Below are 25,672 nucleotides of genomic sequence, written 5' to 3' on the forward strand. Positions count from 1 at the left end.
GAACAAAGCCTCCGCCACCATTGAGTACCGGGTATATCGCGGCATGAGGCTTGTGGGGATATCAAAAACTGCACTGGTAAAAATAGACAGGATCCTCCCAGGCGAAGAACTTCCATGCGGGCCTTGATTAAGCAGGGAAAGAAGTGAAGTGGGCAGAGGCGCACGGAATGACTGGTTCTATCTGAATTCGTTGCGCTATCAATTGTGAATACATGGAGATGGTTAAATGAATGCAATAGTTGAACGGGCCATAGCGTCCAGAAGAGCAGTGCTTCTGGAAAAAAGCACCAGGGCAGGTGATGTACAAATGGCTCCTCCTAAGGCGGTTACCTTTCCAGCGCAAACATTGTTACCCGACTTGCGGATACCGTTCGCGGACTTGCAGTCACCCTTGAAGTACCTTGTTCCGCAGCCAACGCTTGAAGACGATGAAGATTTTCTACGACCGCAGCTGCGAAAAAAAGGAGATGCAACCTGGACTGATATTGACCCTGACGTGTACATAGAGTTGGGGCCAGTGGATGCCCGGGATTGGACAGTGCCGTTTGAGATTCCGGTAAGTTTCTTGGTAGAAGCGCTCACGCCGGAGACGCCTACTGAATATGAGATGCGATACCTCTATGTGAATCCGAACGAAGCTGTTTCGGTGATTGCCGAATTCGCGGTTGACAGGACGGCTCCTTACAAAATAAAAAATCCACCAGCAGACCTTACCCCGGGTGCACCTACCTGGCCTGCCGATCTGCCCCCGGCCGCCCCTATCGATGAAGCTTATCTCGAAGGCAAGCCTGGGATCCTTGTCAAGCCTGCGGTTTCCCCGACCTATGATCCAACTGATAATTTCAAGTTCTTCTGGGGACCAGCTCCTGATCCGGATCGCGACATGCCGGTATTTGATGACGTATTGAATGGTTCAGGTGAGGCATTAATTCCTGCCGATGTATTTAAAGGTGGGGAGGAGGGTCGCAATCTGCTTATTTATAAGGCGACAGATTTGCCGGGGAATCCGGGGAAAAGGTCAAATGCCAGCCAGCGCACTGTAGCTTTTGCTCCTGAGCCCGACCCTGCTACCGTTCTACCGCCAGTAGTGACTCTGGCGAATGGTGAGAATGGCGATGATCTGATCGATCTGGCTGACACTCAGTTTGATTCGCGGGGGGTCGAAATCAAGGTTAAGGTACCGACGCCCAACTCGCCTGCTGACACAATCGTTGTTTATTGGGGAGGAAAGCCTATTGATCCAGAGCAAAGAGTGGAAGCCAACACCGAACTAACATTTTTTGCTACTTATGATCTTATAAAAGAGATCTACGGCAATACCGACGGAATTAAGCCCACAGACGTTAGCTATAAAATGTTTCGTGGTAATCGGGAGATAGCCACCAATAAGGTCGGTATTGGTGTAGATGTTTCATTCATTGGCCCGGATCCGATTCTTATTGGATTGGAAGCCCCCAGACTGAAAACGACAGCGGGTAGTATTGATAAAATATTGGAGGCTGACTTTGGCGACGATGGCATAGAAATTCAGATTAAACTCTTTGCTACGCCTCCGACTAAAGAAGGCTGGTTTATTGATGCATTTTATGATGATGAGAAAATTGGTGACCCCATTGCTTTGACGGCGGGACAAGAAGACACCACGCTTCCTATTCCGTTGCCTTGGAAGACCGTATTTGACCATGGAAGCGGAACCAAAGTGTTGCGTTACAGGTTGTATACGCTAACCGGAAATAATCCGACACCTTCTCGCACCAAAGATATCCCCGTAGATGAATTTCCAATTGAAATGGCCATGCCGGAAGTCATTGATCTTGCTGGCCCTCTTGAGAGAATTGCTTGCGCTACTTTGAACTTTCCTACGGAAACGGATCCCGGTGATGGCACGAACAGGCGAAATTTGCTGGTGCGTGTTAAAAAAAATCAGTTCACCGTCGATGGGGAAACAATCACGCTGAAATATTATGCGTACGACACAGACCCGGCAGTGCCCATTCCCGATACAGATGCCGTGGCCACCTTTCCCATTGTTGGCAAATTTCCTGAGGACGGTGTGCTCATGAACATAGGCAACTACACGGAGGACTTCAAACCGGCGCACCTTAAAAATGGCAGGCTCACCTATACCATTTCGCGCGGAGGTGCAGGAAATAATCCAACGCCTGATTCACTGCCGGCCGTTCATCGGTTGGATTTGGATAATAGTGAGCGCCAGTTCTGTGACGACGTGCACCCACTTCCATAAATAAAATCCGGCTTATAACAGTGCGCCCGGGGGAGGAGGCCCCCATCGCACTGTTGTAAGGCATTGGTGCAGGTCTTGAAGAGAAACCTGAAGGAATTTTCGCCAATCAAATAAGGATTAGTCCTACAGAACTTTGTGAAATCCCCATATAGCCTAGCGACCCTCAAATAGCTGGCCCGCTCATCTCTCCGAGCATGCCAGCGCTCGAGCTTTATTAAGGTAGGTGTCTACTATGCGAGGCAAATCTTCATTTATTTCCAGGAACGCAACCCGGTATACATTGCTGTGCCCGTCGCTGCTGGCTTTTTTCACTTCATATGCAACCGCTGCGCCCATCGTTGGGGGAAATGTAACCATTAATGGTGGCACACCGGAACGCTGGGACCTGAGCCAGAGTGCGACGCTGACGGTCAACGGCGCACAAACGCTCAGCATCACCGCCGACAGTTCAACACTCAATGTAAACACCGGTAGCACGACTCAGCAGATTTCGGCCCGTAATGGTTCCAATGTCAATCTGAGCGGAGCGACCGTTTCAGGCGTCGGCGGTCTCGCAGCTGTCCTGCTGACCAACAGTGACGCCACTATCGACAACAGCACCATTACCGGTAATCGCTTAGGACTGCAGGCGGTTCGTGAGATTGGTACTCAGACCGGCTCCAGAGTTACCGTGACCGGCAAAAGCACCATTAGTGGTGTAGCGGGTGGCGCGTTAGTCAGTGCCTACAGCAACTTGGACGTTACCGATTCAACCATTCAAGGCACCGGAGCCACAAGCTACGGGATTCGGCTGCGCAGTGGGCAGGCCACTGCCACCCGCAGCACAATCGTTGGCGGGCAAGAGGGTGTAATCATTGACCTTGACCCGAATGACGTTCAACCCGCCGTACTAAACCTGGAAAACTCGACCGTCCAGGGTATGACCGGTTCGGCGATTCTGGTTGACTTCGCCAATGCCGCGACCTCAACAGCGACTATCTCCTTGAGCAATTCCCAGTTGCTGGCAGGCAACGATACGCTGCTGGATGTGAGGGGCGGTGCCAACACCTCCATGATCGTTAGTGGCAGTACATTGACCGGTAACATCGTGACCGAGCAAGGCAGCACCACCAAACTGACTTTGCAGAACAATTCGGTTTTGACCGGTCGCCTGCAGAATGTGGCCAGTACCACCATCAATGACAGTTCCAAATGGGTACTGGTGGGTAATAGCGACGTTGACAAGCTCACGCTCAACAATGGCGGCTCGGTGGTATTCGGTGCAGACAACGCCTTCTACCAATTGAATGTGAACTCGCTGTCGGGCAATGGCCGGTTCGTGATGGGCACGAACTTCGCCACGGGCCAGACCGATGTGCTGAATGTCATAGGGACTGCCAGTGGCAATCATGAATTGTTGATTGCGAGCAGTGGTGTTGATCCTGCCGCCGGCCAACCGATTCGCGTGGTTCAGACGGCAGGAGGGGATGCGCAATTCTTCCTGAACAAAGCGGTCGATCTTGGAACCTATTCCTACGGACTGGCGAAAAGTGGCAATGACTGGATACTTGACCCGAGTACCCGCACAGTCAGCCCGGGTGCACGTTCTGTACGCGCGCTATTCAACACCGCCTCGACCATCGGGCTAGCTGAGTTGACTTCGTTGCGCACCCGCATGGGGGAACTGCGTTTCAATGGCGGTAAGGCGGGCGCCTGGGGCCGCACATACGCTAACAAGTACAACATCGCCGATGCCTCGGGTGTCGGTTACCAGCAAACCCAGCAAGGTTTCACCTTGGGCGCGGATATGGCTGTTGGAGACGGCCCATGGTTGGTGGGTGTGATGGCCGGTCACAGTCAGTCCGAGCTTAATCTGAACGCTGGTACCTCAGGGCATGTGGACAGCTACTACCTGGGCACTTACGCCACTTGGCTCGACCCGCGGACTGGCTATTATTTCGACGGTGTGTTGAAGGCAAACCGCTTTCGCAATGAAGCGAAAGTCGGCTTGAGCGACGGAGGTCGGGCCAAAGGCGACTATGACAACTCGGGACTGGGAGGCTCCATCGAGTTCGGACGCCATATCCGCTTGGCCAACGGCAACTTTCTGGAACCCTTCACTCAATGGTCTGCAATGGTGATTCAAGGCAAGGACTTTTCCCTGGACAACGATTTGCAAGCTGAAGGGGATCGCTCGTATTCCTTTATCGGTAAAGTGGGGGCCACCGCAGGTCGTAATATTGAACTGGGGCAGGGGCGTGTATTACAGCCATACCTGCGTGCCGCCTGGGCTCATGAGTTTGCCAAGAACAATGAAGTTCAGGTCAATAACAATGTCTTCAAAAACAATCTGTCCGGTGATCGGCTTGAATTGGGTACCGGGGTCGCTGTGGCTATGACGCAAAATTTTCACATGCATGCGGATTTTGACTACAGCAGCGGTCGGCATATCGAACAACCTTTTGGTGTGAACTTTGGCGTTCGTTATGAGTGGTAGATAGTTCTATGAGGTGATTAATAAAAAGGAAGCTTAGGCTTCCTTTTTATTGTTTGGATCAAACGGTTATGCGGCTAGCGTTCGAGCGCGTCTCGACATGGCGATACTGCCTTTTGCCGAAAAATCCACCTCTATCGTTAATTCCTTATCCACATCATCGTCCCGATTTTCAACGATAACGCCCTTCAAAGCGCCGGAAAAAACGCCGGTGGAGTCATCATATTTCAGCTCAGCCGTACCCTCGCGCTGGGTGTAAATAACAGGCTTGGTCGGGTCACTATTGTCAGCGAAGGTCAGCCGGATATCATGGGAGTGTGGCGTTAAATCGTAGGTGTCATTGGCAAGCCCCTTGGAAAAGGAGAGGGTGAGCTCTTTTGTCGTGTAATCCACCGAGTCGCGTTGCCGGGCAAACATGAAGTAGGCCTCGCCATGAGGTGGTGGGAAAGAGCGCTCCGAAAGCTCCACCAGACCTGCATTAAATGGTTCAGTGGTGTTGATCTTTCCGATGCAGGTACCGGCGTTCACTGCTTGTCTGAATCTTTGCGTGATCATGTTCATCAATACAGTCTCCATAGTCATGGCAAGAAATCCCGCTATTAAAGACAACTTCCGGGATGACGTATAAAACCGCTAATGGATCGGACTTGTAAACTGACAGACTTGATAGTTTACAGGGCGTCATTAATGTGATTTTTATTTGCCTGGCGCCATCAGCCAAACAACCCCGCCGCGATATTGATCGAAAACCCAAGAATCGCCGTGTTGAACAAGAAACCGATCAACGACTGCGCCAGCACGATTTTGCGCAAACCGCGTGTGGCCACGCCCACGTCCGCCGTTTGCACCGCCACGCCGATGGTGAACGAGAAGTACAAAAAGTCCCAGTAATCGGGCTTCAACTGCCCCTCGGCAAACCGCAGCGCAGGCTCCTTGCCTCCCCAGGTGTAAAACAGCCGCGCGTAATGCAGGCTGAAAATCACCCCGATCAACAACCACGAGCCGATCACGGTCAACCCGGTGAAGCCGTAGTGCAACAGCCGGTGATAAGTGTCCAGATCCTTGCTGCTCGCTAGTTGGAGGGTGATGGCGGCGAGGCTGGCCAGTGCGGCCATGCTCACGGTGAACAGCACCAGCCCGGCGTTTTCGTCCTCGACCTCGGCAATGCGTTTCACGTCGTCGGCTTTGGAACGCATGGTCAGCCAGACGATCAGGGCCAGATAGGTCCAGACGCCGGTATTCCAGCCGATGAGGATTTTGCCGAGGATCGAATCGGCCGGCGCCAGAATGCCCACCGCGATGCCGAATGCGGTCGCGGCGGACAGGCGAGGGTGGGTGCGGGCGAGTAGGGGCATGAGAACTCGATGGTCCAGGGTGTTCAAACACCTTAGCCCAGTGTGACCACAACGATAAGGCCAACGATAACCCTTGTAGGAGCGGGCTTGCCCGCGAAGGGGCCAGCCCATACAACATTGATGTTGACTGACACACCGCCTTCGCGGGCAAGCCCGCTCCTACAGGGGGGTATCGTTATTTAGATGTTCTTATGGCGCCTGCGCACCAGTTGCATCACCACCACAAAAAACACTGGCACAAACACCACCGCCAGGGTCGCGGTGATCATCCCGCCAATCACTCCGGTGCCGATGGCTTGCTGGCTCGCCGAACTGGCTCCGGTGGCGATCGCCAGCGGCACCACGCCGAGGATGAACGCCAGTGACGTCATGACGATCGGCCGCAACCGCAGGCGCGCGGCTTGCAGGGTGGCGTCGATCAGGTCGTGGCCTTCGTCGTACAAGCTTTTGGCGAATTCGATGATCAGGATTGCGTTCTTCGCTGACAGGCCGATGATGGTGATCAGCCCGACCTTGAAGAACACATCGTTGGGCATTCCGCGCAGGGTCACGGCCAGTACCGCACCGAGTACACCCAACGGCACCACCAGCAGCACCGAGGTTGGAATCGACCAACTCTCATACAGCGCCGCCAGGCACAGGAACACGATCAGCAGCGACAGCCCGAGCAGAATCGGTGCCTGGCTGCCGGACAAGCGTTCCTGCAACGACAACCCGGTCCATTCCTGACCCAACCCCGCCGGGCCTTGCGCCACCAGCCGTTCGATTTCCGCCATGGCTTCGCCGGTGCTGTAACCCGGTGCCGGTTCGCCGGAAATACTGATGGCCGGGTAGCCGTTGTAACGGGTCAACTGCGCCGGGCCCTGGGTCCAGTTGGCCCGGACGAAGGCCGACAACGGCACCATTTTCTCGGCGTTGTTGCGCACGTTCATCTTCAACAGATCGGCGACCTGGCTGCGTTGATCACCTTCGGCCTGGACCACCACCCGTTGCATCCGCCCCTGGTTGGGGAAGTCATTGATGTAGGCCGAACCCACGGCGGTGGACAGCACGTTGCCGATGTCGGCAAAGGAGATGCCCAAAGCGTTGGCTTGCTTGCGGTCCACGATCAGTTGCACCTGCGGCGCTTCGGCCAGGGCGCTTTCGCGCACGTTCATCAGGATCGGGCTCTTCTCGGCGGCCGCCAGCAACTGGCTGCGCGCCTGCATCAGCGTGGCATGGCCGAGGCCGCCGCGATCCTGAAGGCGGAACTCGAAACCGCTGGACGTGCCGAGGCCATCGACCGGCGGCGGCAACACCGCAAAGGCCATGGCGTCCTTGATCTGACCGAGGGCGATGTTCGCCCGGTCGGCAATCGAGCTCGCCGAGTCGTCGCGGCCCCGATCCGACCAGTCCTTGAGCGTGGTGAACGCCAGCGCGGCGTTCTGCCCGCTGCCGGAAAAGCTGAAACCGAGAATCACCGTGCTGTCGCCGACGCCCGGCTCGGTGGCGTTGTGTGCTTCGATCTGCTCCACCACATTTATTGTGCGATTCTTGCTCGCGCCCGGTGGCAGTTGAATGTCGGTGATGGTGTAGCCCTGGTCTTCCACCGGCAGGAACGAGGAGGGCAGGCGACTGAAACACAGCCCCAGACCGAGCAGCAGCACGCCGTAGATCAACAGAAAACGACCGGTGCGCCGCAACGCATAAGCGACCCATCCCTGATAACGCTCGGTCAGTTGTTCGAAACGCCGGTTGAACCAGCCGAAGAAGCCGCCCTTGGTGTGATACTCGCCCTGGGCAATCGGCTTGAGCAGCGTCGCACACAGGGCCGGGGTCAAGGTCAGGGCGAGGAACGCCGAGAACAGAATCGAGGTGGCCATCGACAGCGAGAACTGCCGGTAAATCACCCCGACCGAGCCCTGCATGAACGCCATCGGAATGAACACCGCCACCAGCACCAGGGTGATGCCGATGATCGCCCCGGTAATCTGCTTCATCGCCTTGCGCGTCGCGTCCTTGGGCGACAGGCCTTCGGTGGCCATGATCCGCTCGACGTTCTCCACCACCACAATCGCGTCGTCCACCAGTATGCCGATGGCCAGCACCATGCCGAACATGGTCAGCACGTTGATCGAGAAGCCCAGCGCCAGCATGGTCGCAAACGTGCCCATCAATGCCACCGGCACCACCAGCGTCGGAATCAGCGTGTAGCGGATGTTCTGCAGGAACAGGAACATCACCGCAAACACCAGCACCATCGCCTCGCCAAGGGTATAGATCACTTTGGTGATCGAGACTTTGACGAAGGGCGAGGTGTCGTACGGGATCTTGTATTCGACGCCGGCCGGGAAATAGCGCGCCAGTTCATCCATCTTCGCCCGCACCCGCGTTGCAGTGCTCAGGGCATTGGCGCCCGGCGACAGTTGTACGCTGACGGCGGTGGACGGTTTGCCGTTCAGGCGCGTGGAAAACTGATATTCCTGGCTGCCGATCTCGACCCGCGCCACATCGCCGATGCGCACGGTGGAGCCGTCAGGATTGGCCTTGAGCACAATGTCGGCGAACTCTTCGGGTGTCGACAACTGCCCCTTGACCAGAATGGTCGCGGTGATTTCCTGGGTAGTGCGGGTCGGCAAATCGCCGATGCTGCCCGCGGAAACCTGAGCATTCTGCGCGACGATGGCGGTATTGACGTCAGCCGGGGTCAGGTTGAAACCGATCAGCTTTTGCGGGTCGATCCAGATCCGCATCGCCCGTTCGGCGCCGTACAACTGGGCCTTGCCGACGCCGTCCAGACGCTTGATTTCGTTCATCACGTTGCGCGCCAGGTAATCGCTGAGCGCCACGTCGTCGAGCTTGCCGTCGGTGGAGGTGAGGGTAATCAGCAACAGGAAACCGGCGGAGACCTTCTCCACCTGCAAGCCTTGCTGGGTAACGGCTTGAGGCAGACGTGATTCCACCGCTTTGAGGCGGTTTTGCACGTCGACTTGTGCCATCTCCGGGTTGGTGCCTGGCTGGAACGTCGCGGTAATGGTGGCGCTGCCGAGGCTGCTCTGGGATTCGAAATACAGCAGATGGTCGGCGCCGTTGAGCTCTTCCTCGATCAGGCTGACCACGCTTTGGTCCACGGTCTGCGCCGAAGCGCCGGGGTAGGTGGCGTAGATTTCGACTTTCGGCGGCGCAACGTCCGGGTACTGCGCCACCGGTAACTGCCCAATGGCCAACGCACCGGCCATCAGGATGAACAAGGCCACCACCCAGGCAAATACCGGGCGGTCGATAAAGAACTGCGGCATAAAAAGCGTCCTGCTTACTGACCAGTGACCTGGGCAAGTGGAAGAGGGGTGTCGTCGATCTGGACTTTTTCGCCGGGGCGCGCGTGTTGCAGGCCTTCAGTGACGATGCGATCGCCGGGCTTGAGGCCGCGGGTGACGATCCAGCGATCGTTCTGCACCGCGCCCAATTCGACCGGTTGCTGACCGACCCGCTGTTCGGCGTCGAGCACCAGCACTTGAGCGACGCCGGCGCTGTCACGCTGGATGGCTCGTTGCGGCACGCTGATGCCTTGCTGATTGAACGCTTGCTCCAGGCGCACGCGAACGAAGCTGCCTGGCAGCAAGTCGAGATCGGGGTTGGGGAACTCACTGCGCAGGATGATCTGGCCAGTGCCCGGGTCGACGGTGATGTCGGTGAACAGCAACTTGCCCGGCAATGGATAGGGGCTGCCGTCGTCTTGAATCAATGTAGCTTTGGCCTGACCTTGGCCCACTTCCTTTAACTGGCCGGAACGGAAAGCCCGGCGCAGGTCATTGAGCTCGCGGGTCGATTGCGTCAGGTCGGCGTGGATCGGGTTCAACTGCTGAATCAGGGCCAGCGGCGTGGTTTCGTTCTGCCCGACCAGCGCGCCTTCGGTTACCAGCGCCCGGCCGATGCGCCCGGAAATCGGCGCGGTGACGGTGGCGTAACCCAGGTTCAGTTTCGCCCGCTCCACGGCGGCTTTGTTGGCGGCGACATCGGCAGCGGTCTGCCGGGCGTTGGCGCGAGCATTGTCGTAATCCTGAGCGCTGATGGCGTTGCCTTCGATCAACTGGGCGTAACGCTGCTCTTGCAGCTTGGCCTGGAACGCGTTGGCTTCGGCCTTGCGCAGCGCGGCTTCGGCGCTGTCCAGGTCGGCCTTGAACGGCGCCGGGTCGATACGGAACAGCACGTCGTCTTTTTTCACGTCGCTGCCTTCGCGAAAAGCCCGCTGCAACACCACACCGGCGACCCGGGCGCGGACTTCGGCGATGCGCGGCGCGGCAATCCGCCCGCTCAGTTCGCTGCTGATCGACGTGGGGCGGACTTCGATGGTTTCGATGCGCACAGTGGCCAGCGGGGCCTGTTCTTCGGCGGTCGAGGACTGGTCGCAAGCGCTCAGCGTCAACGCCAGGGCAATCAGGCTGAGCGTGGCAAGCAGATTCTTTGACATGGAAATTCCCCAATATTGACCTCCCGCATCCTACGGGGCGCCGACGAGGGTAGTGGTTAAGCTTTGTAGGTGCTGTGTGAAATTGTGTAAGGGTTTTGCTCGCGTGTGCGTGAGGGCGTATATCCTTCACGCCTTGAATTTATCGCACCTGTCAGGTCGCCTTCGCGGGCAAGCCTCGCTCCTACGGGTCGCCACTGCACTTTCTGGAAACATCCATGCCCAACATCCTCCTGGTCGAAGACGACACCGCCCTCGCCGAACTGATTGCCAGCTATCTGGAACGCAATGGCTACTGCGTCAGCGTCATCAGCCGTGGCGACCATGTGCGTGAGCGGGCGCGGATCGATCCACCGGATCTGGTGATCCTCGATCTGATGCTGCCGGGCCTCGACGGCTTGCAGGTTTGCCGTCTGCTGCGCGCCGATTCGGCAACGCTGCCAATCCTCATGCTCACCGCCCGTGACGACAGCCACGATCAGGTGCTGGGCCTGGAAATGGGCGCCGACGACTACGTCACCAAACCCTGCGAGCCACGGGTGCTGCTGGCCCGGGTGCGGACCTTGCTGCGGCGTAGCAGCTTCAGCGAACCGCTGACCGCCAACGACCGCATTCTCATGGGCAATCTGTGCATCGATTTGTCCGAACGCACCGTGACCTGGCGCGAGCAACTGGTCGAACTGTCCAGCGGTGAATACAACCTGCTGGTGGTGCTGGCCCGGCATGCCGGCGAAGTGCTGAGCCGCGACCAGATCCTGCAACGCCTGCGCGGCATCGAATTCAACGGCACCGACCGTTCGGTGGACGTGGCCATCTCCAAACTGCGACGCAAGTTCGACGACCACGCCGGCGAGGCGCGCAAGATCAAGACCGTGTGGGGCAAGGGTTATTTGTTCAGCCGTTCCGAGTGGGAATGCTGAAGCCATGTTCAGAATCCTGTTTCGCCTGTATCTGGTGACCATCGTCTCGTTCAGCGCGGCGATTTATCTGGTGCCGGACCTGGTGATCAAGGTCTTTCATGAGCGCTTCATGACCTACAACCTTGATTACTCCCGGGGCTTGCAAACCCTGATCGTCAAACAGTTTCGCGCCGTACCCGTCGAGCACTGGCCGGCGTTGGCGGCGCAGATGGACAAGGAGTTCCAGCCGCTGCACATCCTGCTGGCGCGTAACGACGCCGCTGAATTCACCCTGGATGAACGGGAACGTTTGCAGCGCGGGGAGAATGTCGTGCGCATCGGCGACTGGGGCTGGCGCACCCTGGCGGTGACACCGTTGAACGAGCAGTTGGTGGTGGAAATGGTCGTGCCGCCGGACCCGACAGACGTCAGTTGGCTCTACTGGAGCATCAACGTACTGATCGGCGCGACGATGCTGGCCTGCCTCTTGCTGTGGCTGCGCCCGCACTGGCGCGACCTGGAGCGTCTAAAAGGCACCGCCGAACGCTTCGGTAAGGGCCACTTGAGCGAGCGAACGCAGATTTCCCCCAGCTCCAACATCGGCAGCCTGGCCAATGTGTTCGATACCATGGCCGGCGACATCGAAAACCTGCTCAACCAGCAGCGCGACTTGCTCAACGCGGTGTCCCATGAATTGCGCACGCCGTTAACGCGGCTGGATTTCGGCCTGGCCCTGGCACTGTCCGACGACTTGCCGGCCACCAGTCGCGAACGTCTGCAAAGTCTGGTCGCACACATTCGCGAACTGGATGAGCTGGTGCTGGAGCTGCTGTCTTACAGCCGATTGCAAAATCCGGCGAGCTTGCCGGAACAGGTCGAGGTGTCGCTGGATGAGTTCATCGACAGTATTCTGGGCAGCGTCGATGAAGAGCTCGACTCGCCGGAAATCGTCATCGATGTGCTGCTGCACGGCCAGCTCGAACGCTTCTCGCTGGACCCGCGATTGACCGCCCGGGCGATCCAGAACTTGCTGCGTAACGCCATGCGCTACTGCGAAAAACGGATTCAAATCGGTGTGCAGGTGGGTCCCAAGGGTTGTGAAATCTGCGTGGACGACGACGGCATCGGCATTCCGGAGGGAGAGCAGGAGCGGATTTTCGAGCCGTTTTACCGGCTGGATCGCAGTCGGGATCGCGCCACTGGCGGGTTTGGTCTGGGGCTGGCGATCAGCCGCCGGGCGCTGGAAGCCCAGGGCGGCACACTGACCGCGCAGGCTTCGCCGTTGGGTGGAGCGCGGTTCCGGCTTTGGTTGCCAACCCCGGTGTGATGCTGGTCAACCAAGCCGAAATCCGACGCAGGGCCGTAGCAGCTGCCGAGCCCGCGAGGCTGCGTTCGGCTCGGGCCGCGTTCGGACGCAGCAGTCGTAAAATCAGGCAACCGGTTCTATCAGGACGACCGTATTCGCCGGGTTTGCGAGGACTACGTCCTCGAACGCAGCCTCGCGGGCTCGGCAGCTGCTACGAACCAGGCGGGGGAACGTCATACAGTTCAGCCGAGTAATTCGGTTGATGGAATCAACCCAACCCCCGCCACCTGCATCCGCTCGATCGCCGCCGCCAGCGAGCCGTCCAGATCAATCGCCCGACAAGCATCCATCACCACAAACGCATTGAACCCCGCCGACCGCGCATCCAGCGCGGAGAACATCACGCAGAAATCCAGTGCCAGCCCGACCATGTAAACCGTGTCGATGCCGCGTTCTTTCAGGTACCCGGCCAAGCCTGTGGTCGTGGTTCGATCCGCTTCCAGAAACGCCGAATAACTGTCGATGTCCGGGTTGCAGCCCTTGCGGATGATCAGTTGGGCGTGGGGCAGGTCCAGCTCCGGGTGGAACTCGGCGCCGGGCGTGGCGCGTACACAATGCTCCGGCCACAGCGTCTGTTCACCGTAAGGCAACTGAATCACGTCATAAGGTTTGCGCCCGGGGTGGCTGGACGCGAACGAGGCGTGGCCGGGCGGGTGCCAGTCCTGGGCAATGATGATCTGTTTGAACTGGCGGCCGAGACGATTAATCAGGGGCACAATCAGGTCACCCTCCGGTACCGGCAATTGACCACCAGGAATGAAGTCGTTTTGTACGTCGATGACCAGTAACGCAGCGCGCGAAGAAATCGGCATGGGGTAGGTTCCTCCTTGGAAAGTCGGACAAAAGCATAGTGACTATTTCGCTTATGCGCTAAGCCGATTTTCGTTCGCTGCGGTGGAGACGATGCGGGCAAGAACACATATCCCGTAGGAGCGGGCTTGCCCGCGAAGAGGCCGGCCCAAACACCAACGAACCTAAAACCAGTCCCGCATTTGGCCAAACCGCTGCCTTACTGCCGGCACGGAAGCCTTGTTATAGTTCGGGCCTCATTTTCTGCCCGGTAAAGGATCACTGCCATGTCTCAATACACCGCCTTCAGCGTCGAATTGGCCGATAACATCGCCCATGTGCAGATCAACCGCCCGGAAAAGATCAACTCGATGAACGCCGCATTCTGGAGCGAGATCATCGAGATTTTCCAGTGGGTCGACGATACCGATGAAGTGCGGGTGGTGGTGCTCAGTGGCGCCGGCAAGCATTTTTCTTCCGGCATCGACTTGGTGATGATGGCCGCTACGCTCAATGAGCTGGGCAAGGACGTCAGCCGCAATGCGCGCCTGCTGCGGCGCACGATCCTCAGGCTGCAAGCGTCCTTCAACGCCGTCGACAACTGCCGCAAACCGGTGCTGGCAGCAATCCAGGGTTATTGCCTGGGCGGTGCCATCGACCTGATTTGCGCCTGCGACATGCGTTACGCCGCCGAAGATGCGCAATTCTCGATCAAGGAAATCGATATCGGCATGGCGGCCGATGTGGGCACTTTGCAACGCTTGCCGCGGATCATCGGTGACGGCATGCTGCGTGAATTGGCTTACACTGGTCGCACCTTTGGCGCTGACGAAGCGCGCAATATCGGCCTGGTCAATCGCGTCTACAGCGACACCGCCAGCCTGCTTGAAGGCGTGATGGGCATTGCCCGGGAGATCGCCGGCAAGTCGCCGATTGCCGTCACCGGCACCAAAGAGATGATCAGTTATATGCGCGACCATCGCATCGACGACGGCCTCGAATACGTCGCCACCTGGAACGCCGCCATGCTGCAATCCAGCGATCTGCGCGTGGCCATGGCCGCCCATATGAGCAAACAGAAACCCGAATTTCTGGATTGATTAACCATGACTTCACGCTGGACCACCGCAGTACTGGATACCGATCAACCCGGCGGCTGGGCCGTGGCGCGCAGCCCCGAAGGCTTTTTGTTCGATGACAATGGCGCGCTGTTCCCGCGCGAATGGCTCAAGCGCCAGGACTTGTCGATTCTTGCCGAGCACGGCATCGGTCACCTGAATGGCGAACCGGTCTACCTGCTGGAGCTGCGCAGCCACAGCGACGTGCCGGGGTGCAACTGGAAAGGCCTGCGGGCGTTCATGCTCGAGGGCGATCACACCGTCTACAAGGTTCTGGGCTATGCCGCGCAAATCGGCACCTGGGCCCGTGAACACCGCTTTTGCGGTAACTGCGGGCAGGTGATGAGCCAGGTGCCGCGTGAGCGGGCGATGTACTGCGAACCGTGCGACATACGCCACTACCCGCGCATTTCACCGAGCATGATCGTACTGGTGACCCGTGGCGACGAGGTGCTGCTGGCCCGTTCGCCGCGTTTTGTCACCGGGGTCTACAGCACGTTGGCGGGGTTTGCCGAGCCGGGCGAGTCGGCCGAAGACTGCCTGATTCGCGAGGTCCGCGAAGAGGTGCAGATCGAGGTCAAGAACATCCAGTACATGGGCAGTCAGTGCTGGCCGTTCCCGCATTCGATGATGCTCGGTTTTCACGCCGAGTACGCCGGTGGCGAGATTGTCTGTCAGGAAGACGAAATCGAAGACGCCCAGTGGTTCAACGTGCACGAGCTGCCGCCATTGCCGGCGTCACGCTCGATTGCCCGTTACCTGATCGACGTCTATGTGGCGCGGCGCTTAGGCCACGCTGAACCAGTGCTGCCAGGCTAAGCGCACGGTCAGGCCCAATACCACGGTGATGAACACCGGGCGAATGAATTTCGCACCGCCACTGATGGCGGTGCGCGCGCCGAAGAAGGCGCCGACCATCACCGACAGGCCCATGCTCAGGCCGATGATCCAGTCCACCTGCCCGGAAAAGATGAACACCGACAGCGCCGCGATATTGCTGACGAAGTTCATGCTGCGCGCCACGCCACTGGCCTTGACCAGGTCGATGGGGTAGAGCAGCAGGCTGCTGACGGTCCAGAACGCCCCCGTTCCCGGACCGGCCACGCCGTCATAGAAGCCGAGGCTGAAGCCTTGGGACGATTGCCACTTTTTCTTGATCGGAGCGTCGCTGTCCAGCGGCGCTTTCGGCGTGCCGCCGAATAACAGGTATAGACCGCAGGCGAAAACGATCACCGGCAGCATCTTGTTCAGCCATTCTGCCGGCAAGTAATGAGCGACCACGGCGCCAGTGAGTGCGCCCACCAGTGTGCCGACGATGGCGTGCATCCATTGCCGAGGATGGAATAGTTTGCGCCGGTAGAAAGTGAAGCTGGCAGTGGCCGAGCCGAAGGTCGAACTGAGTTTGTTGGTGCCCAGCACCAGATGCGGCGGCAGGCCGGCAGTCAGCAGCGCGGGGGTGGTCAACAGACCGCCACCGCCGGCGATGGCGTCGATGAAACCGGCAATGAAAGCGACAAGGGCCAGAACGGCCAGGGTAGTGAGGTCAACACTGAGTTCGAAAGGCATGGAATGGGCTTAATCGGCAGGGCGCAGAAGAGGGCTGCGGGAAAGGCCGGTATCTTACCGATAAAGTTATCCTGGTACAGCCGATCGTTCCCACGCACTGCGTGGTAATGCAGCCCGGGACGCTCTGCGTCCCATTGGAACGCGGAGCGTCCCTTGAGGCATTCCCACGCAGAGCGTGGGAACGATCATCAGTGAGGTGAAATTACAGGCCCAGGTCGGAGAGGCCTGGGTGATCATCCGGCCGGCGGCCCAGCGGCCAGTGGAACTTGCGCTCGCTTTCCTTGATCGGCAGGTCGTTGATGCAGGCGTATCGGTTGGACATCAGGCCGTTCTCGTCGAACTCCCAATTCTCGTTGCCGTAGGAACGGAACCAGTTGCCCGAGTCATCGTGCCATTCGTAGGCGTAACGCACGGCGATGCGGTTGTCGCCATGGGCCCAGAGTTCCTTGATCAGCCGGTAGTCCAGTTCCTTGGCCCATTTGCGGGTCAGGAAACCTTTGGCTTCTTCGCGGTTGTGGGCGAACTCGGCGCGGTTTCGCCACTGGGTGTCCAGGGTGTAGGCAAGAGACACCCGTTCCGGGTCGCGGGAGTTCCAGCCGTCTTCGGCCAAGCGAACTTTTTCGATGGCCGATTCACGGGTAAACGGCGGCAATGGCGGACGAACTTCGGCAGTAGACATATTAAGTCTCCCTATCAAATTAACGTTCAAGCACGTTGTCGGGCTTATTTAAAGTGTTACAGGTCCAATAACTTTCGCGCCATGCATTGCGCATTATCGGCGGCACTGTGATCACCTGTCACAAGCGCTACGGTAATGGCACCGTCGATCAGGATCAGCAGCTGTCTGGCCAGCGTCTCCGGATCTTGTGCGCCATATTCGGTACAGAGCTCGCGCACGTAGTCGAGCAGCTTCTGTTTGTGGTCTTTGGCGACCAGGCGAACCGGGTCTTGCGGGTCGCCGGTTTCGCCGCTGGTGTTGATGAATGCGCAGCCACGGAAGCCTTCGGAGGCGAACCAGGCCTTGAGCACGGTAAACAGGTTGAGCAGCCGCCCGGCCGGGGTTTGTGCCTTGCCGACTTCGCTGCGGTACCAGTTCATCCAGCGCACATCGCGGCGTTGCAGGGCCGCGACGACAAGCTCCTCCTTGTTGGCGAAGTAGCGGTAAATACTTTTTCTGGAGACGCCGGCGGTTTTCACCAGAAGATCCATCCCGGTGGCAGCGATGCCACTTTTGTAGATCAACTTTTCGGTGACATCCAGAATGATGTCGCGTGTGTCGTTGCTAGTGATTTCGTTCATGCTGTGAACAGTAGAATGATCGTTCTTCTTGGTCAACTTTTTTTGCATTGATCGTTCCCACGCTCTGCGGGGGAATGCCGCCATGGACGCTCCGCGTCCAGCGTTAATGTGACGCAGAGCGTCACGAGATGCATTCCTTTGCTGCGCATGGGAACGATCGGTGCGGGGCCTTTACAGACACTAACAAGACCCAAGGCAATCCATGGTGTAAGCTCTCAGCCTCTTCGGATTCGACCCTTTGCGAGCCCTATGCCGTTGCTTTTCAAACGCTCTCTGCTGCCTAAACTGCGCAGTTTTCCGCTGACCGCCGATGCCGTCACCATCCTCTCTGGCGCTGCCGAGTTCCGTCGTTGCCTGCTGGAGCAAATCGCCCAGGCGACCCGGCGCATCTACATCGTTGCGCTGTACCTGCAACAGGATGAGGCCGGGCAGGAAATCCTCGATGCCCTGCACGCGGCCAAACGGGCGCGTCCGGAACTGGACTTGGTGGTGGTCGTGGACTGGCTGCGTGCCCAGCGCGGTTTGATCGGTGCCGGCAAGCAGCCGGGCAACTCGGCCTGGTATCAGGAAACCACCCGCACCCACGAAAGCGTCGTGCCGGTGTACGGCGTGCCGGTGCAGACCCGCGAGCTGTTCGGCGTGCTGCATTTGAAGGGCTTCGTGATCGACGATTGCGTGATCTACAGCGGCGCGAGCCTGAACAACGTTTACCTGCACAAATTCGACAAGTACCGTTTCGATCGTTATCACCTGCTGCGGAATCAGGCGCTGGCCGATTCGATGCATCACCTGATCCAGCACGGGCTGATCACCTCCAAAGCGGTGCATCGCCTCGACTTGCCGAACCTGCCGACCACCCGCAGCCTGCGCCACGACATCGGTGATCTGCGCAGCCGTCTCAAGCATGCGGCGTACGACACTACAGTGGGCAGCACGGCCAAGGGCGGTTTATCGGTCAGTCCGTTGCTCGGTGTGGGCAAGAACAATCCGTTGAGTCGGGTGATCTGCGAGCTGATCGCCAGTGCCCAGCATCAACTGACTATCTGCACGCCGTACTTCAACCTGCCGCTGGCGGTGACCCGGGAAATCAATCGGGCCCTGGCCCGTGGCGTGAAGATCGACATCATCGTCGGCGACAAGACGGCCAACGACTTCTACATTCCGCCCAGCGAGCCGTTCAAGGTGATCGCGGCGCTGCCGTACCTTTATGAAATCAGTTTGCGACGCTTCGCCAAGCGTCATCAGCGCAACATCGACAGCGGCAAGCTGAACCTGCATTTGTGGAAGGATGGCGACAACACCTACCACCTCAAGGGCATGTGGATCGACCAGCGCTACACCTTGCTGACCGGCAACAACCTCAATCCACGGGCGTTCCGCCTCGATCTGGAAAACGCGTTGCTGATTGATGATCCGAAAGGGGAATTGCTGGAATCGCGTGGCAAGGAACTGGCGGAGATTTTCCGGCACACCCATCGCATCGAGCGGTATCAGGACCTGCAAACGCTGCCGGATTACCCGGCGGGGGTGGCCAAGTTTCTAAAGCGCGTGAGCCGGGTGCGGATCGAGCGGTTGCTGTATCGGATTTTGTAGGGCTCAACCGACAGGGCGGGTGGTGCCGGTGAAAAGGCCTTCGCGAGCAAGCCCGCTCCCACAGAGAGGGATCTGCGCCGGGCTGATGGCTGCGCTAATATGCCCACCACTCAAACACGAACAAGGCTCACCCCGGTCAATGTCGGAAAAAGACACCATCGCCATTCAACTGGTGCGTGAAGCGCTGTTGCAAAGTTGCGCCCCGGGCGCTGCCACCGCAGAGGTGTTGAACAAGGTCGGTATCGATCCGGCGCTATTGGACAGCTCCGACGCCCGTGTCCCGGCCACCGCTTATGCGCGCCTGTGGCGTTTGCTGGCTCGGCGCATGGATGATGAGTTTTTTGGCATGGACCCACGCAAGCTCAAGTCAGGCAGCCTGGAGTTTCTCTGTCGCTGCTCCATGGTCCAGCCGAGCCTGGCCGCCGGATTGACTTCGGGCCTGAGCTTTCTGTCGTTGATGCTCGAACGCCTGCCCGCGCAACTGGTTCGTCAGCAAAGCCTGGCGGAGATCGTCCTGCTCGAGGACGACGAAGAACCACGCCGCGCCTTCACCTATTTCACTTACTGGATGATCGTTCACGGTGTTGCCTGCTGGCTGGCGGGGCGGCGGATTCCGATCCTGGCCATCGAACTGCGTTGCCCGGAGCCGGATTTTTGCGATGACTATCAGGTGATGTTTTCCGAGAACCTGCGGTTCGACCGGCCACGCACACGGATGATTTTCTCCGCCGACTGCCTGGATTTGCCAATCAAGCGCAGCGCTGATGAGCTCAAGCGCTTCCTCGCCCATGCGCCGGCGAACATTCTGGTCAAGTACCGTGACCCCGAAAGCCTGGCCAGCCGGATCAAGCACGATCTGCGGCAATTGCCCGCCGAGCGCTGGCCGGAAACCGAAGCGCTGGCGCAGCGACTGTGCATGTCGGCCTCAACGTTGCGTCGACGCCTGGCCGAAGAGGGCCAGACGTATCAGGGGCTCAAGGACAACGTGCGCAAGGAACTGGCCATCGTCTGGCTGGCCGAGCCGGCCATCAGCTTCGCTGAAATCGCCACCCGTTTGGGGTTTGCCGATGCCAGCTCGTTCTACAAGGCCTTTCGCAAGTGGTCGGGGTCAAATCCTGGGCATTATCGGAGTTTGATTCTTAACGACGTCAGCTAATCGTTCCCTCACTCTGCGTGGGAACGAGCTGGTTAGCGGCCTTGGCCAAACCAGTCACACAACTTGATAGCTTTGACCATTGTCCCGCTCCCCGCGCAGAGCGAGTATTTCCCTGTTGATTACGGTTCCCCCAACCTAATAAAAACACAGAGGGATTCTGGCAATGCGCGATTACTTGTCTGCCACGTCACAGTTCAATTATCAGCACACCGTCGATGCCGCGCTCTCAGGGTCGTTAAGCGCGCTCAATGCCTGCATCGAGTGTTGCGACCGGCATGCCTTGCCGGGGCGCATCGCGCTGTTCTGGGAAGGCCGCGACGGCGCCAGCGCGACTTACACGTTCAGCGACTTGCAGGACAAGGCCGCGCGTTTCGCCAATTTCCTGCTGGCCCAAGGTGTGAAGAAGGGCGACAAGGTCGCGGGCCTGTTGCCCCGCAACATCGAATTGCTGATCACCGTGTTCGCTGCGTGGCGCATCGGTGCGGTTTATCAGCCGCTGTTCACCGCCTTCGGCCCCAAAGCCATCGAACACCGCCTGAACAGTTCCGGGGCCAAAGTGGTGGTCACCGACGCGGTCAATCGCCCGAAACTGGCTGAAGTGGCCGACTGCCCGACCATCGTTACCGTCGGCGGCCCGAAAGGCCAAGGTATTGTTCGGGGTGATTTCAGTTTCTGGGCCGAACTGGCCAACTACTCCAGCGTCTGCGAACCGGTATTGCTGACCGGCGAAGACCCGTTCCTGTTGATGTTCACCTCGGGCACCACCGGCCCGTCGAAAGCGCTGTCGGTGCCGCTCAAAGCCATCGTCGCCTTCCAGAGCTACACCCGCGACGCCGTGGATTTGCGCCCCGAAGACGCCTTCTGGAATGTCGCCGATCCGGGTTGGGCCTACGGCATTTATTTCGGCGTCACCGGACCGATGGCGATGGGGCATCCGATCACCTTTTACGATGGCCCATTCACCCTCGAAAGCACCTGCCGGGTGATCAACAAATACGGGATTACCAACCTCACCGGCTCACCGACCGCCTACCGATTGCTGATTGCCGGCGGCGATGAATTCGCCCGTTCGATCAAGGGCAAGCTGCGCATTGTCAGCAGCGCTGGCGAGCCGCTGAACCCGGAGGTGATTCGCTGGTTCGCCGATAACCTTGGCGTGGTGATCCACGACCACTACGGCCAGACCGAACTGGGCATGGTCCTGTGCAATCACCATGGCCTGGAGCATCCGATCCACATGGGCGCTGCCGGTTTTGCCTCGCCGGGCCACCGCATCGTGGTGCTGGATGACGAATACAAAGAGCTGGGCGTTGGTCAGCCGGGTATTCTGGCGATCGACCGCACCCAGTCGCCGATGTGCTGGTTCAACGGTTATGAAGGTGCGCCGACCAAAGCGTTCGTCGGCAACTATTACCTGAGCGGTGACACCGTCGAGTGGAACCCGGACGGCAGCATCAGCTTCGTCGGCCGCAGCGACGACGTGATCACCACCTCCGGCTACCGCGTCGGCCCGTTCGATGTGGAAAGCGCGCTGATCGAACACCCGGCAGTGGTCGAAGCCGCCGTCATCGGCAAACCCGATCCAGAGCGTACCGAGCTGGTCAAAGCGTTCGTCGTGCTCAGCCCGCAATACCGCGCCGACCCTGCGCTGGCCGAAGAACTGCGCCAACACGTGCGCAAGCGTCTGGCGGCGCACTCATACCCCCGTGAAATCGAATTTGTCAGCGAGTTGCCGAAAACCCCTAGCGGCAAATTGCAGCGCTTTATCTTGCGCAACCAGGAAATCGCCAAGGCTCAAGAGGCCGCCGCGAAGAACGTTTCAGCTTGAATCCAAGGAAACAATGATGCAGATCGAAAACAAGGTTTTTCTCGTCACCGGCGGTGCATCCGGCCTCGGTGCGGCCACCGCTGAAATGCTGATGGCGGCCGGCGCCAAGGTGATGCTGGTGGACATGAACGCCGAAGCCGTCGCGGCCCAGGCTGCACGTCTCGGCGCGCACAGCGTGGTGGCCGACATCAGTAATGAAGCGGCGGCCGAAGCGGCGGTGCAGGCGACGGTCAAAGCGTTTGGCGGCCTCAATGGCCTGGTCAATTGCGCCGGCATCGTGCGTGGCGAAAAAATCCTCGGCAAGACCGGCCCACATGCCTTGGCCAGTTTCAGCCAGGTGATCAACGTCAACCTGATCGGCAGTTTCAACATGCTGCGCCTGGCGGCAGCAGCCATTGCCGAAACCGAAGCCGATGAAGACGGCGAGCGCGGAGTGATCATCAACACCGCCTCGGTCGCCGCCTTCGACGGTCAGATCGGTCAGGCCGCGTATGCGGCCTCCAAAGGCGCGATTGCCAGCCTGACCTTGCCTGCCGCCCGTGAGCTGGCACGCTTCGGCATCCGCGTGATGACCATCGCCCCGGGCATTTTCGAAACGCCGATGATGGCCGGCATGACTCCGGAAGTACGTGATTCGCTGGCCGCTGGTGTGCCGTTCCCACCGCGCCTGGGCAAGCCGAGCGAGTACGCCGCGCTGGCCAGGCATATCATAGAAAACAGCATGCTCAACGGCGAGGTGATCCGTCTCGACGGCGCCTTGCGCATGGCGGCCAAATAAGGAGGATTAGACATGACACAGTTCAACGATCCAATTGTTATTGTCAGCGCTGTCCGCACCCCGATGGGCGGTTTCCAGGGCGAACTGAAAAGCCTGACCGCGCCGCAACTGGGCGCCGCGGCGATTCGTGCCGCGGTCGAACGCGCCGGCATCGCCCCTGAATCCGTGGAAGAAGTGCTGTTTGGTTGCGTACTCTCCGCCGGCCTCGGCCAGGCCCCGGCGCGGCAAGCGGCCTTGGGCGCCGGGCTGGATAAATCGACTCGCTGCACGACCCTGAACAAAATGTGCGGCTCGGGCATGGAAGCGACGATCCTGGCCCACGACATGCTGATCGCCGGCAGTGCCGAGGTGGTGGTCGCCGGCGGCATGGAAAGCATGTCCAACGCGCCATACCTGCTGGACCGCGCCCGCAGCGGTTACCGCATGGGTCATGGCCAGGTGCTTGATCACATGTTCCTCGACGGCCTCGAAGACGCCTACGACAAGGGCCGCCTGATGGGCACCTTTGCCGAGGATTGCGCCGAGACCAATGGCTTCAGCCGTGAAGATCAGGACGCGTTTGCCATCGCCTCGACCACTCGCGCCCAACAGGCGATCGAGGACGGCAGCTTCAATGCCGAGATCGTGCCGCTCACCGTGACGGTCGGCAAACAGCAAGTGCTGATCAGCCACGACGAACAGCCACCAAAAGCCAAACTGGACAAGATCGCCTCGCTGAAACCGGCGTTCCGCGAGGGCGGCACCGTGACGGCGGCCAACTCCAGCTCGATCTCCGACGGCGCGGCGGCACTGGTGTTGATGCGCCGTTCCGAAGCCGAGAAACAAGGCCTAAAACCGCTGGCAGTGATTCATGGTCACGCTGCATTTGCCGACACGCCGGGGCTGTTCCCGGTGGCACCGGTGGGCGCGATCAAGAAACTGATGAAGAAGGCCGGCTGGTCCCTGGATGACGTTGAGTTGTTCGAAGTCAACGAAGCCTTCGCGGTGGTGAGTCTGGTGACCATGACCAAACTGGAAATCCCCCACGAGAAGATCAACGTCCACGGTGGCGCCTGTGCCCTGGGCCACCCGATTGGTGCGTCCGGCGCGCGGATACTCGTGACCTTGCTCTCGGCCCTGCGCCAGAAAGGCCTGAAGCGCGGCGTTGCAGCAATCTGCATCGGCGGCGGCGAAGCGACAGCCATGGCCGTGGAATGCCTCTACTGAGGTCGCGATGTCTGTAGGAGCTGTCGAGTGAAACGAGGCTGCGATCTTTTGATCCTGTTTTTAAGATCAAGATCAAAAGATCGCAGGCTTCGCCAGCTCCTACGGGGCAATTACATTTTAAGGAATTGGCATGATCCCCAATGACGAACAACTTCAGATCAGCGACGCGGCCCGGCAGTTTGCCCAGNGGGGCAATTACATTTTAAGGAATTGGCATGATCCCCAATGACGAACAACTTCAGATCAGCGACGCGGCCCGGCAGTTTGCCCAGGAACGGCTGAAACCGTTCGCCGCCGAATGGGACCGTGAACATCGCTTCCCCAAGGAAGCCATCGGCGAAATGGCCGACCTGGGCTTCTTTGGCATGCTGGTGCCGGAGCAGTGGGGCGGTTGCGACACCGGTTACCTGGCCTACGCCATGGCCCTGGAAGAAATCGCCGCCGGTGACGGCGCCTGCTCGACCATCATGAGCGTGCACAACTCGGTGGGTTGTGTGCCGATCCTCAAGTTCGGCAACGACGACCAGAAAGAACGCTTCCTCAAACCGCTGGCCAGCGGCGCGATGCTCGGTGCCTTTGCGCTGACCGAACCGCAAGCCGGTTCCGATGCCAGCAGCCTGAAAACCCGCGCCCGGCTGGACGGCGATCACTACGTGCTCAACGGCTGCAAGCAGTTCATCACCTCCGGGCAAAACGCCGGGGTGGTGATTGTGTTTGCGGTGACTGACCCGAGTGCCGGCAAACGCGGGATCACCGCGCTGATCGTGCCCACCGATTCGCCGGGCTATAAAGTCGCGCGAGTCGAAGACAAACTCGGTCAGCACGCCTCCGACACCTGCCAGATTCTCTTCGAGGATGTGAAAGTCCCGGTGGCCAATCGACTGGGTGAGGAGGGCGAAGGCTACAAAATCGCCCTGGCCAACCTCGAAGGCGGCCGTGTCGGCATCGCCTCGCAATCGGTGGGCATGGCCCGCGCTGCGTTCGAAGCGGCCCGCGACTATGCCCGTGAGCGCGAGAGCTTCGGCAAGCCGATCATCGAACACCAGGCGGTGGCGTTCCGCTTGGCGGACATGGCCACCCAGATTGCCGTGGCCCGGCAGATGGTGCATTACGCGGCGGCGCTGCGCGACAGCGGCCAGCCGGCGCTGGTGGAAGCGTCCATGGCCAAGCTGTTCGCTTCTGAAATGGCCGAGAAGGTCTGTTCATCGGCGTTGCAAACCCTGGGCGGCTACGGTTACCTGAACGACTTCCCGCTGGAGCGGATCTACCGCGACGTGCGGGTTTGTCAGATCTACGAAGGCACCAGCGACATTCAGCGCATGGTCATTTCGCGCAATCTTTGAGAAGGAAACCAATACGTGAACTACGAAACGATTTTGCTGGAAACCCACGGCCGCGTCGGCCTGATCACCCTGAACCGCCCGCAAGCGCTGAACGCGTTGAATGCACAGATCGTCAGCGAACTGAACCACGCCCTCGATGGTCTGGAAGCCGATTCGAACATCGGCTGCATCGTGCTGACCGGCTCGAAAAAAGCCTTCGCCGCCGGTGCCG

At 59.2% G+C, this 25,672-nt stretch carries 21 protein-coding genes; 13 read left to right on the forward strand and 8 right to left on the reverse strand.

Annotated features, from left to right (window positions below; all coding sequences use genetic code 11):
- Nucleotides 1–226: 226 nt before the first annotated feature.
- Nucleotides 227–2,245: a hypothetical protein gene (locus HCU66_RS24840; RefSeq protein WP_205891043.1), complete on the forward strand. Its 2,019-nt coding sequence runs from the start codon at nucleotides 227–229 to the stop codon at nucleotides 2,243–2,245.
- 232 nt (nucleotides 2,246–2,477) lie between these two features.
- Nucleotides 2,478–4,721: an autotransporter outer membrane beta-barrel domain-containing protein gene (locus HCU66_RS24845; protein WP_205891044.1), complete on the forward strand. Its 2,244-nt coding sequence runs from the start codon at nucleotides 2,478–2,480 to the stop codon at nucleotides 4,719–4,721.
- Nucleotides 4,722–4,787: 66 nt separating this feature from the next.
- On the opposite strand, the gene HCU66_RS24850 is transcribed toward HCU66_RS24845, so the two are convergent.
- The 4 genes from HCU66_RS24850 to HCU66_RS24865 all read right to left on the reverse strand — a co-directional run bounded on the left by HCU66_RS24850 (nucleotide 4,788) and on the right by HCU66_RS24865 (nucleotide 10,523).
- Nucleotides 4,788–5,279: a hypothetical protein gene (locus tag HCU66_RS24850; protein WP_205891045.1), complete on the reverse strand. Its 492-nt coding sequence runs from the start codon at nucleotides 5,277–5,279 to the stop codon at nucleotides 4,788–4,790.
- A gap of 152 nt (nucleotides 5,280–5,431) precedes the next feature.
- Entirely contained in the window at nucleotides 5,432–6,073 is a 642-nt protein-coding gene (locus HCU66_RS24855) for a DUF1345 domain-containing protein (protein ID WP_205891046.1), read from the reverse strand.
- Between the two features lie 179 nt (nucleotides 6,074–6,252).
- On the reverse strand, nucleotides 6,253–9,351 hold the full coding sequence (locus tag HCU66_RS24860) for an efflux RND transporter permease subunit (RefSeq protein ID WP_205891047.1): 3,099 nt from the start codon (nucleotides 9,349–9,351) through the stop codon (nucleotides 6,253–6,255).
- Nucleotides 9,352–9,365: 14 nt separating this feature from the next.
- Nucleotides 9,366–10,523 (reverse strand): efflux RND transporter periplasmic adaptor subunit, encoded by a 1,158-nt coding sequence (locus HCU66_RS24865; protein ID WP_205891048.1) that lies wholly within the window; start codon nucleotides 10,521–10,523, stop codon nucleotides 9,366–9,368.
- A gap of 215 nt (nucleotides 10,524–10,738) precedes the next feature.
- Between HCU66_RS24865 and HCU66_RS24870 the strand changes: the two genes are divergently transcribed.
- Both HCU66_RS24870 and HCU66_RS24875 read left to right on the forward strand, forming a co-directional pair.
- Nucleotides 10,739–11,440, forward strand: a complete 702-nt coding sequence (locus tag HCU66_RS24870) for a response regulator (RefSeq protein ID WP_205891049.1) — start codon at nucleotides 10,739–10,741, stop codon at nucleotides 11,438–11,440.
- Between the two features lie 4 nt (nucleotides 11,441–11,444).
- Nucleotides 11,445–12,746 (forward strand): ATP-binding protein, encoded by a 1,302-nt coding sequence (locus tag HCU66_RS24875; RefSeq protein ID WP_205891050.1) that lies wholly within the window; start codon nucleotides 11,445–11,447, stop codon nucleotides 12,744–12,746.
- Between the two features lie 221 nt (nucleotides 12,747–12,967).
- Here the strand turns inward: HCU66_RS24875 and pncA are convergent, their stop codons facing one another.
- Nucleotides 12,968–13,597, reverse strand: coding sequence for a bifunctional nicotinamidase/pyrazinamidase (gene pncA, locus HCU66_RS24880; protein WP_205891051.1), 630 nt, complete (start codon nucleotides 13,595–13,597; stop codon nucleotides 12,968–12,970).
- A 264-nt stretch (nucleotides 13,598–13,861) separates the two neighbouring features.
- On the opposite strand from pncA, the gene HCU66_RS24885 reads away from it, so the two are divergent.
- Entirely contained in the window at nucleotides 13,862–14,674 is an 813-nt protein-coding gene (locus HCU66_RS24885; RefSeq protein ID WP_205891052.1) for a crotonase/enoyl-CoA hydratase family protein, read from the forward strand.
- A gap of 6 nt (nucleotides 14,675–14,680) precedes the next feature.
- Nucleotides 14,681–15,511, forward strand: coding sequence for an NAD(+) diphosphatase (gene nudC / locus HCU66_RS24890; RefSeq protein ID WP_205891053.1), 831 nt, complete (start codon nucleotides 14,681–14,683; stop codon nucleotides 15,509–15,511).
- Here the strand turns inward: nudC and HCU66_RS24895 are convergent.
- The 3 genes from HCU66_RS24895 to HCU66_RS24905 form a co-directional block, all read right to left on the reverse strand.
- Complete coding sequence (locus HCU66_RS24895) at nucleotides 15,479–16,258, reverse strand: TSUP family transporter (protein ID WP_095631017.1); 780 nt, start codon at nucleotides 16,256–16,258, stop codon at nucleotides 15,479–15,481. The two genes, nudC and HCU66_RS24895, sit on opposite strands and share 33 nt — an antisense overlap.
- A gap of 202 nt (nucleotides 16,259–16,460) precedes the next feature.
- On the reverse strand, nucleotides 16,461–16,937 hold the full coding sequence (locus tag HCU66_RS24900; protein ID WP_205891054.1) for a nuclear transport factor 2 family protein: 477 nt from the start codon (nucleotides 16,935–16,937) through the stop codon (nucleotides 16,461–16,463).
- 56 nt (nucleotides 16,938–16,993) lie between these two features.
- Nucleotides 16,994–17,557, reverse strand: a complete 564-nt coding sequence (locus tag HCU66_RS24905; RefSeq protein WP_205891062.1) for a TetR/AcrR family transcriptional regulator — start codon at nucleotides 17,555–17,557, stop codon at nucleotides 16,994–16,996.
- A 249-nt stretch (nucleotides 17,558–17,806) separates the two neighbouring features.
- On the opposite strand from HCU66_RS24905, the gene pssA reads away from it, so the two are divergent.
- The 7 genes from pssA to HCU66_RS24940 all read left to right on the forward strand — a co-directional run.
- A complete protein-coding gene (gene pssA, locus HCU66_RS24910) occupies nucleotides 17,807–19,150 on the forward strand; it encodes a CDP-diacylglycerol--serine O-phosphatidyltransferase (RefSeq protein WP_205891055.1) in 1,344 nt (447 codons plus the stop codon).
- Nucleotides 19,151–19,289: 139 nt separating this feature from the next.
- On the forward strand, nucleotides 19,290–20,306 hold the full coding sequence (locus tag HCU66_RS24915; RefSeq protein WP_205891056.1) for an AraC family transcriptional regulator: 1,017 nt from the start codon (nucleotides 19,290–19,292) through the stop codon (nucleotides 20,304–20,306).
- A gap of 163 nt (nucleotides 20,307–20,469) precedes the next feature.
- Nucleotides 20,470–22,134 carry an AMP-binding protein gene (locus HCU66_RS24920; protein WP_205891057.1) on the forward strand — a complete coding sequence of 555 codons (1,665 nt, stop codon included), beginning with the start codon at nucleotides 20,470–20,472 and terminating at the stop codon, nucleotides 22,132–22,134.
- A 16-nt stretch (nucleotides 22,135–22,150) separates the two neighbouring features.
- On the forward strand, nucleotides 22,151–22,912 hold the full coding sequence (locus HCU66_RS24925) for an SDR family NAD(P)-dependent oxidoreductase (protein WP_205891058.1): 762 nt from the start codon (nucleotides 22,151–22,153) through the stop codon (nucleotides 22,910–22,912).
- Between the two features lie 12 nt (nucleotides 22,913–22,924).
- Complete coding sequence (locus HCU66_RS24930; RefSeq protein WP_205891059.1) at nucleotides 22,925–24,118, forward strand: acetyl-CoA C-acyltransferase; 1,194 nt, start codon at nucleotides 22,925–22,927, stop codon at nucleotides 24,116–24,118.
- A 215-nt stretch (nucleotides 24,119–24,333) separates the two neighbouring features.
- Complete coding sequence (locus HCU66_RS24935; RefSeq protein ID WP_205891060.1) at nucleotides 24,334–25,461, forward strand: acyl-CoA dehydrogenase; 1,128 nt, start codon at nucleotides 24,334–24,336, stop codon at nucleotides 25,459–25,461.
- 15 nt (nucleotides 25,462–25,476) lie between these two features.
- Nucleotides 25,477–25,672, forward strand: a 196-nt coding sequence (locus tag HCU66_RS24940) for an enoyl-CoA hydratase-related protein (protein ID WP_205891061.1), incomplete at its 3' end; no start/stop codon positions are given.

It is taken from the genome of Pseudomonas frederiksbergensis, assembly GCF_017114915.1.
Taxonomy (GTDB): Bacteria; Pseudomonadota; Gammaproteobacteria; order Pseudomonadales; family Pseudomonadaceae; genus Aquipseudomonas; species Aquipseudomonas frederiksbergensis_I.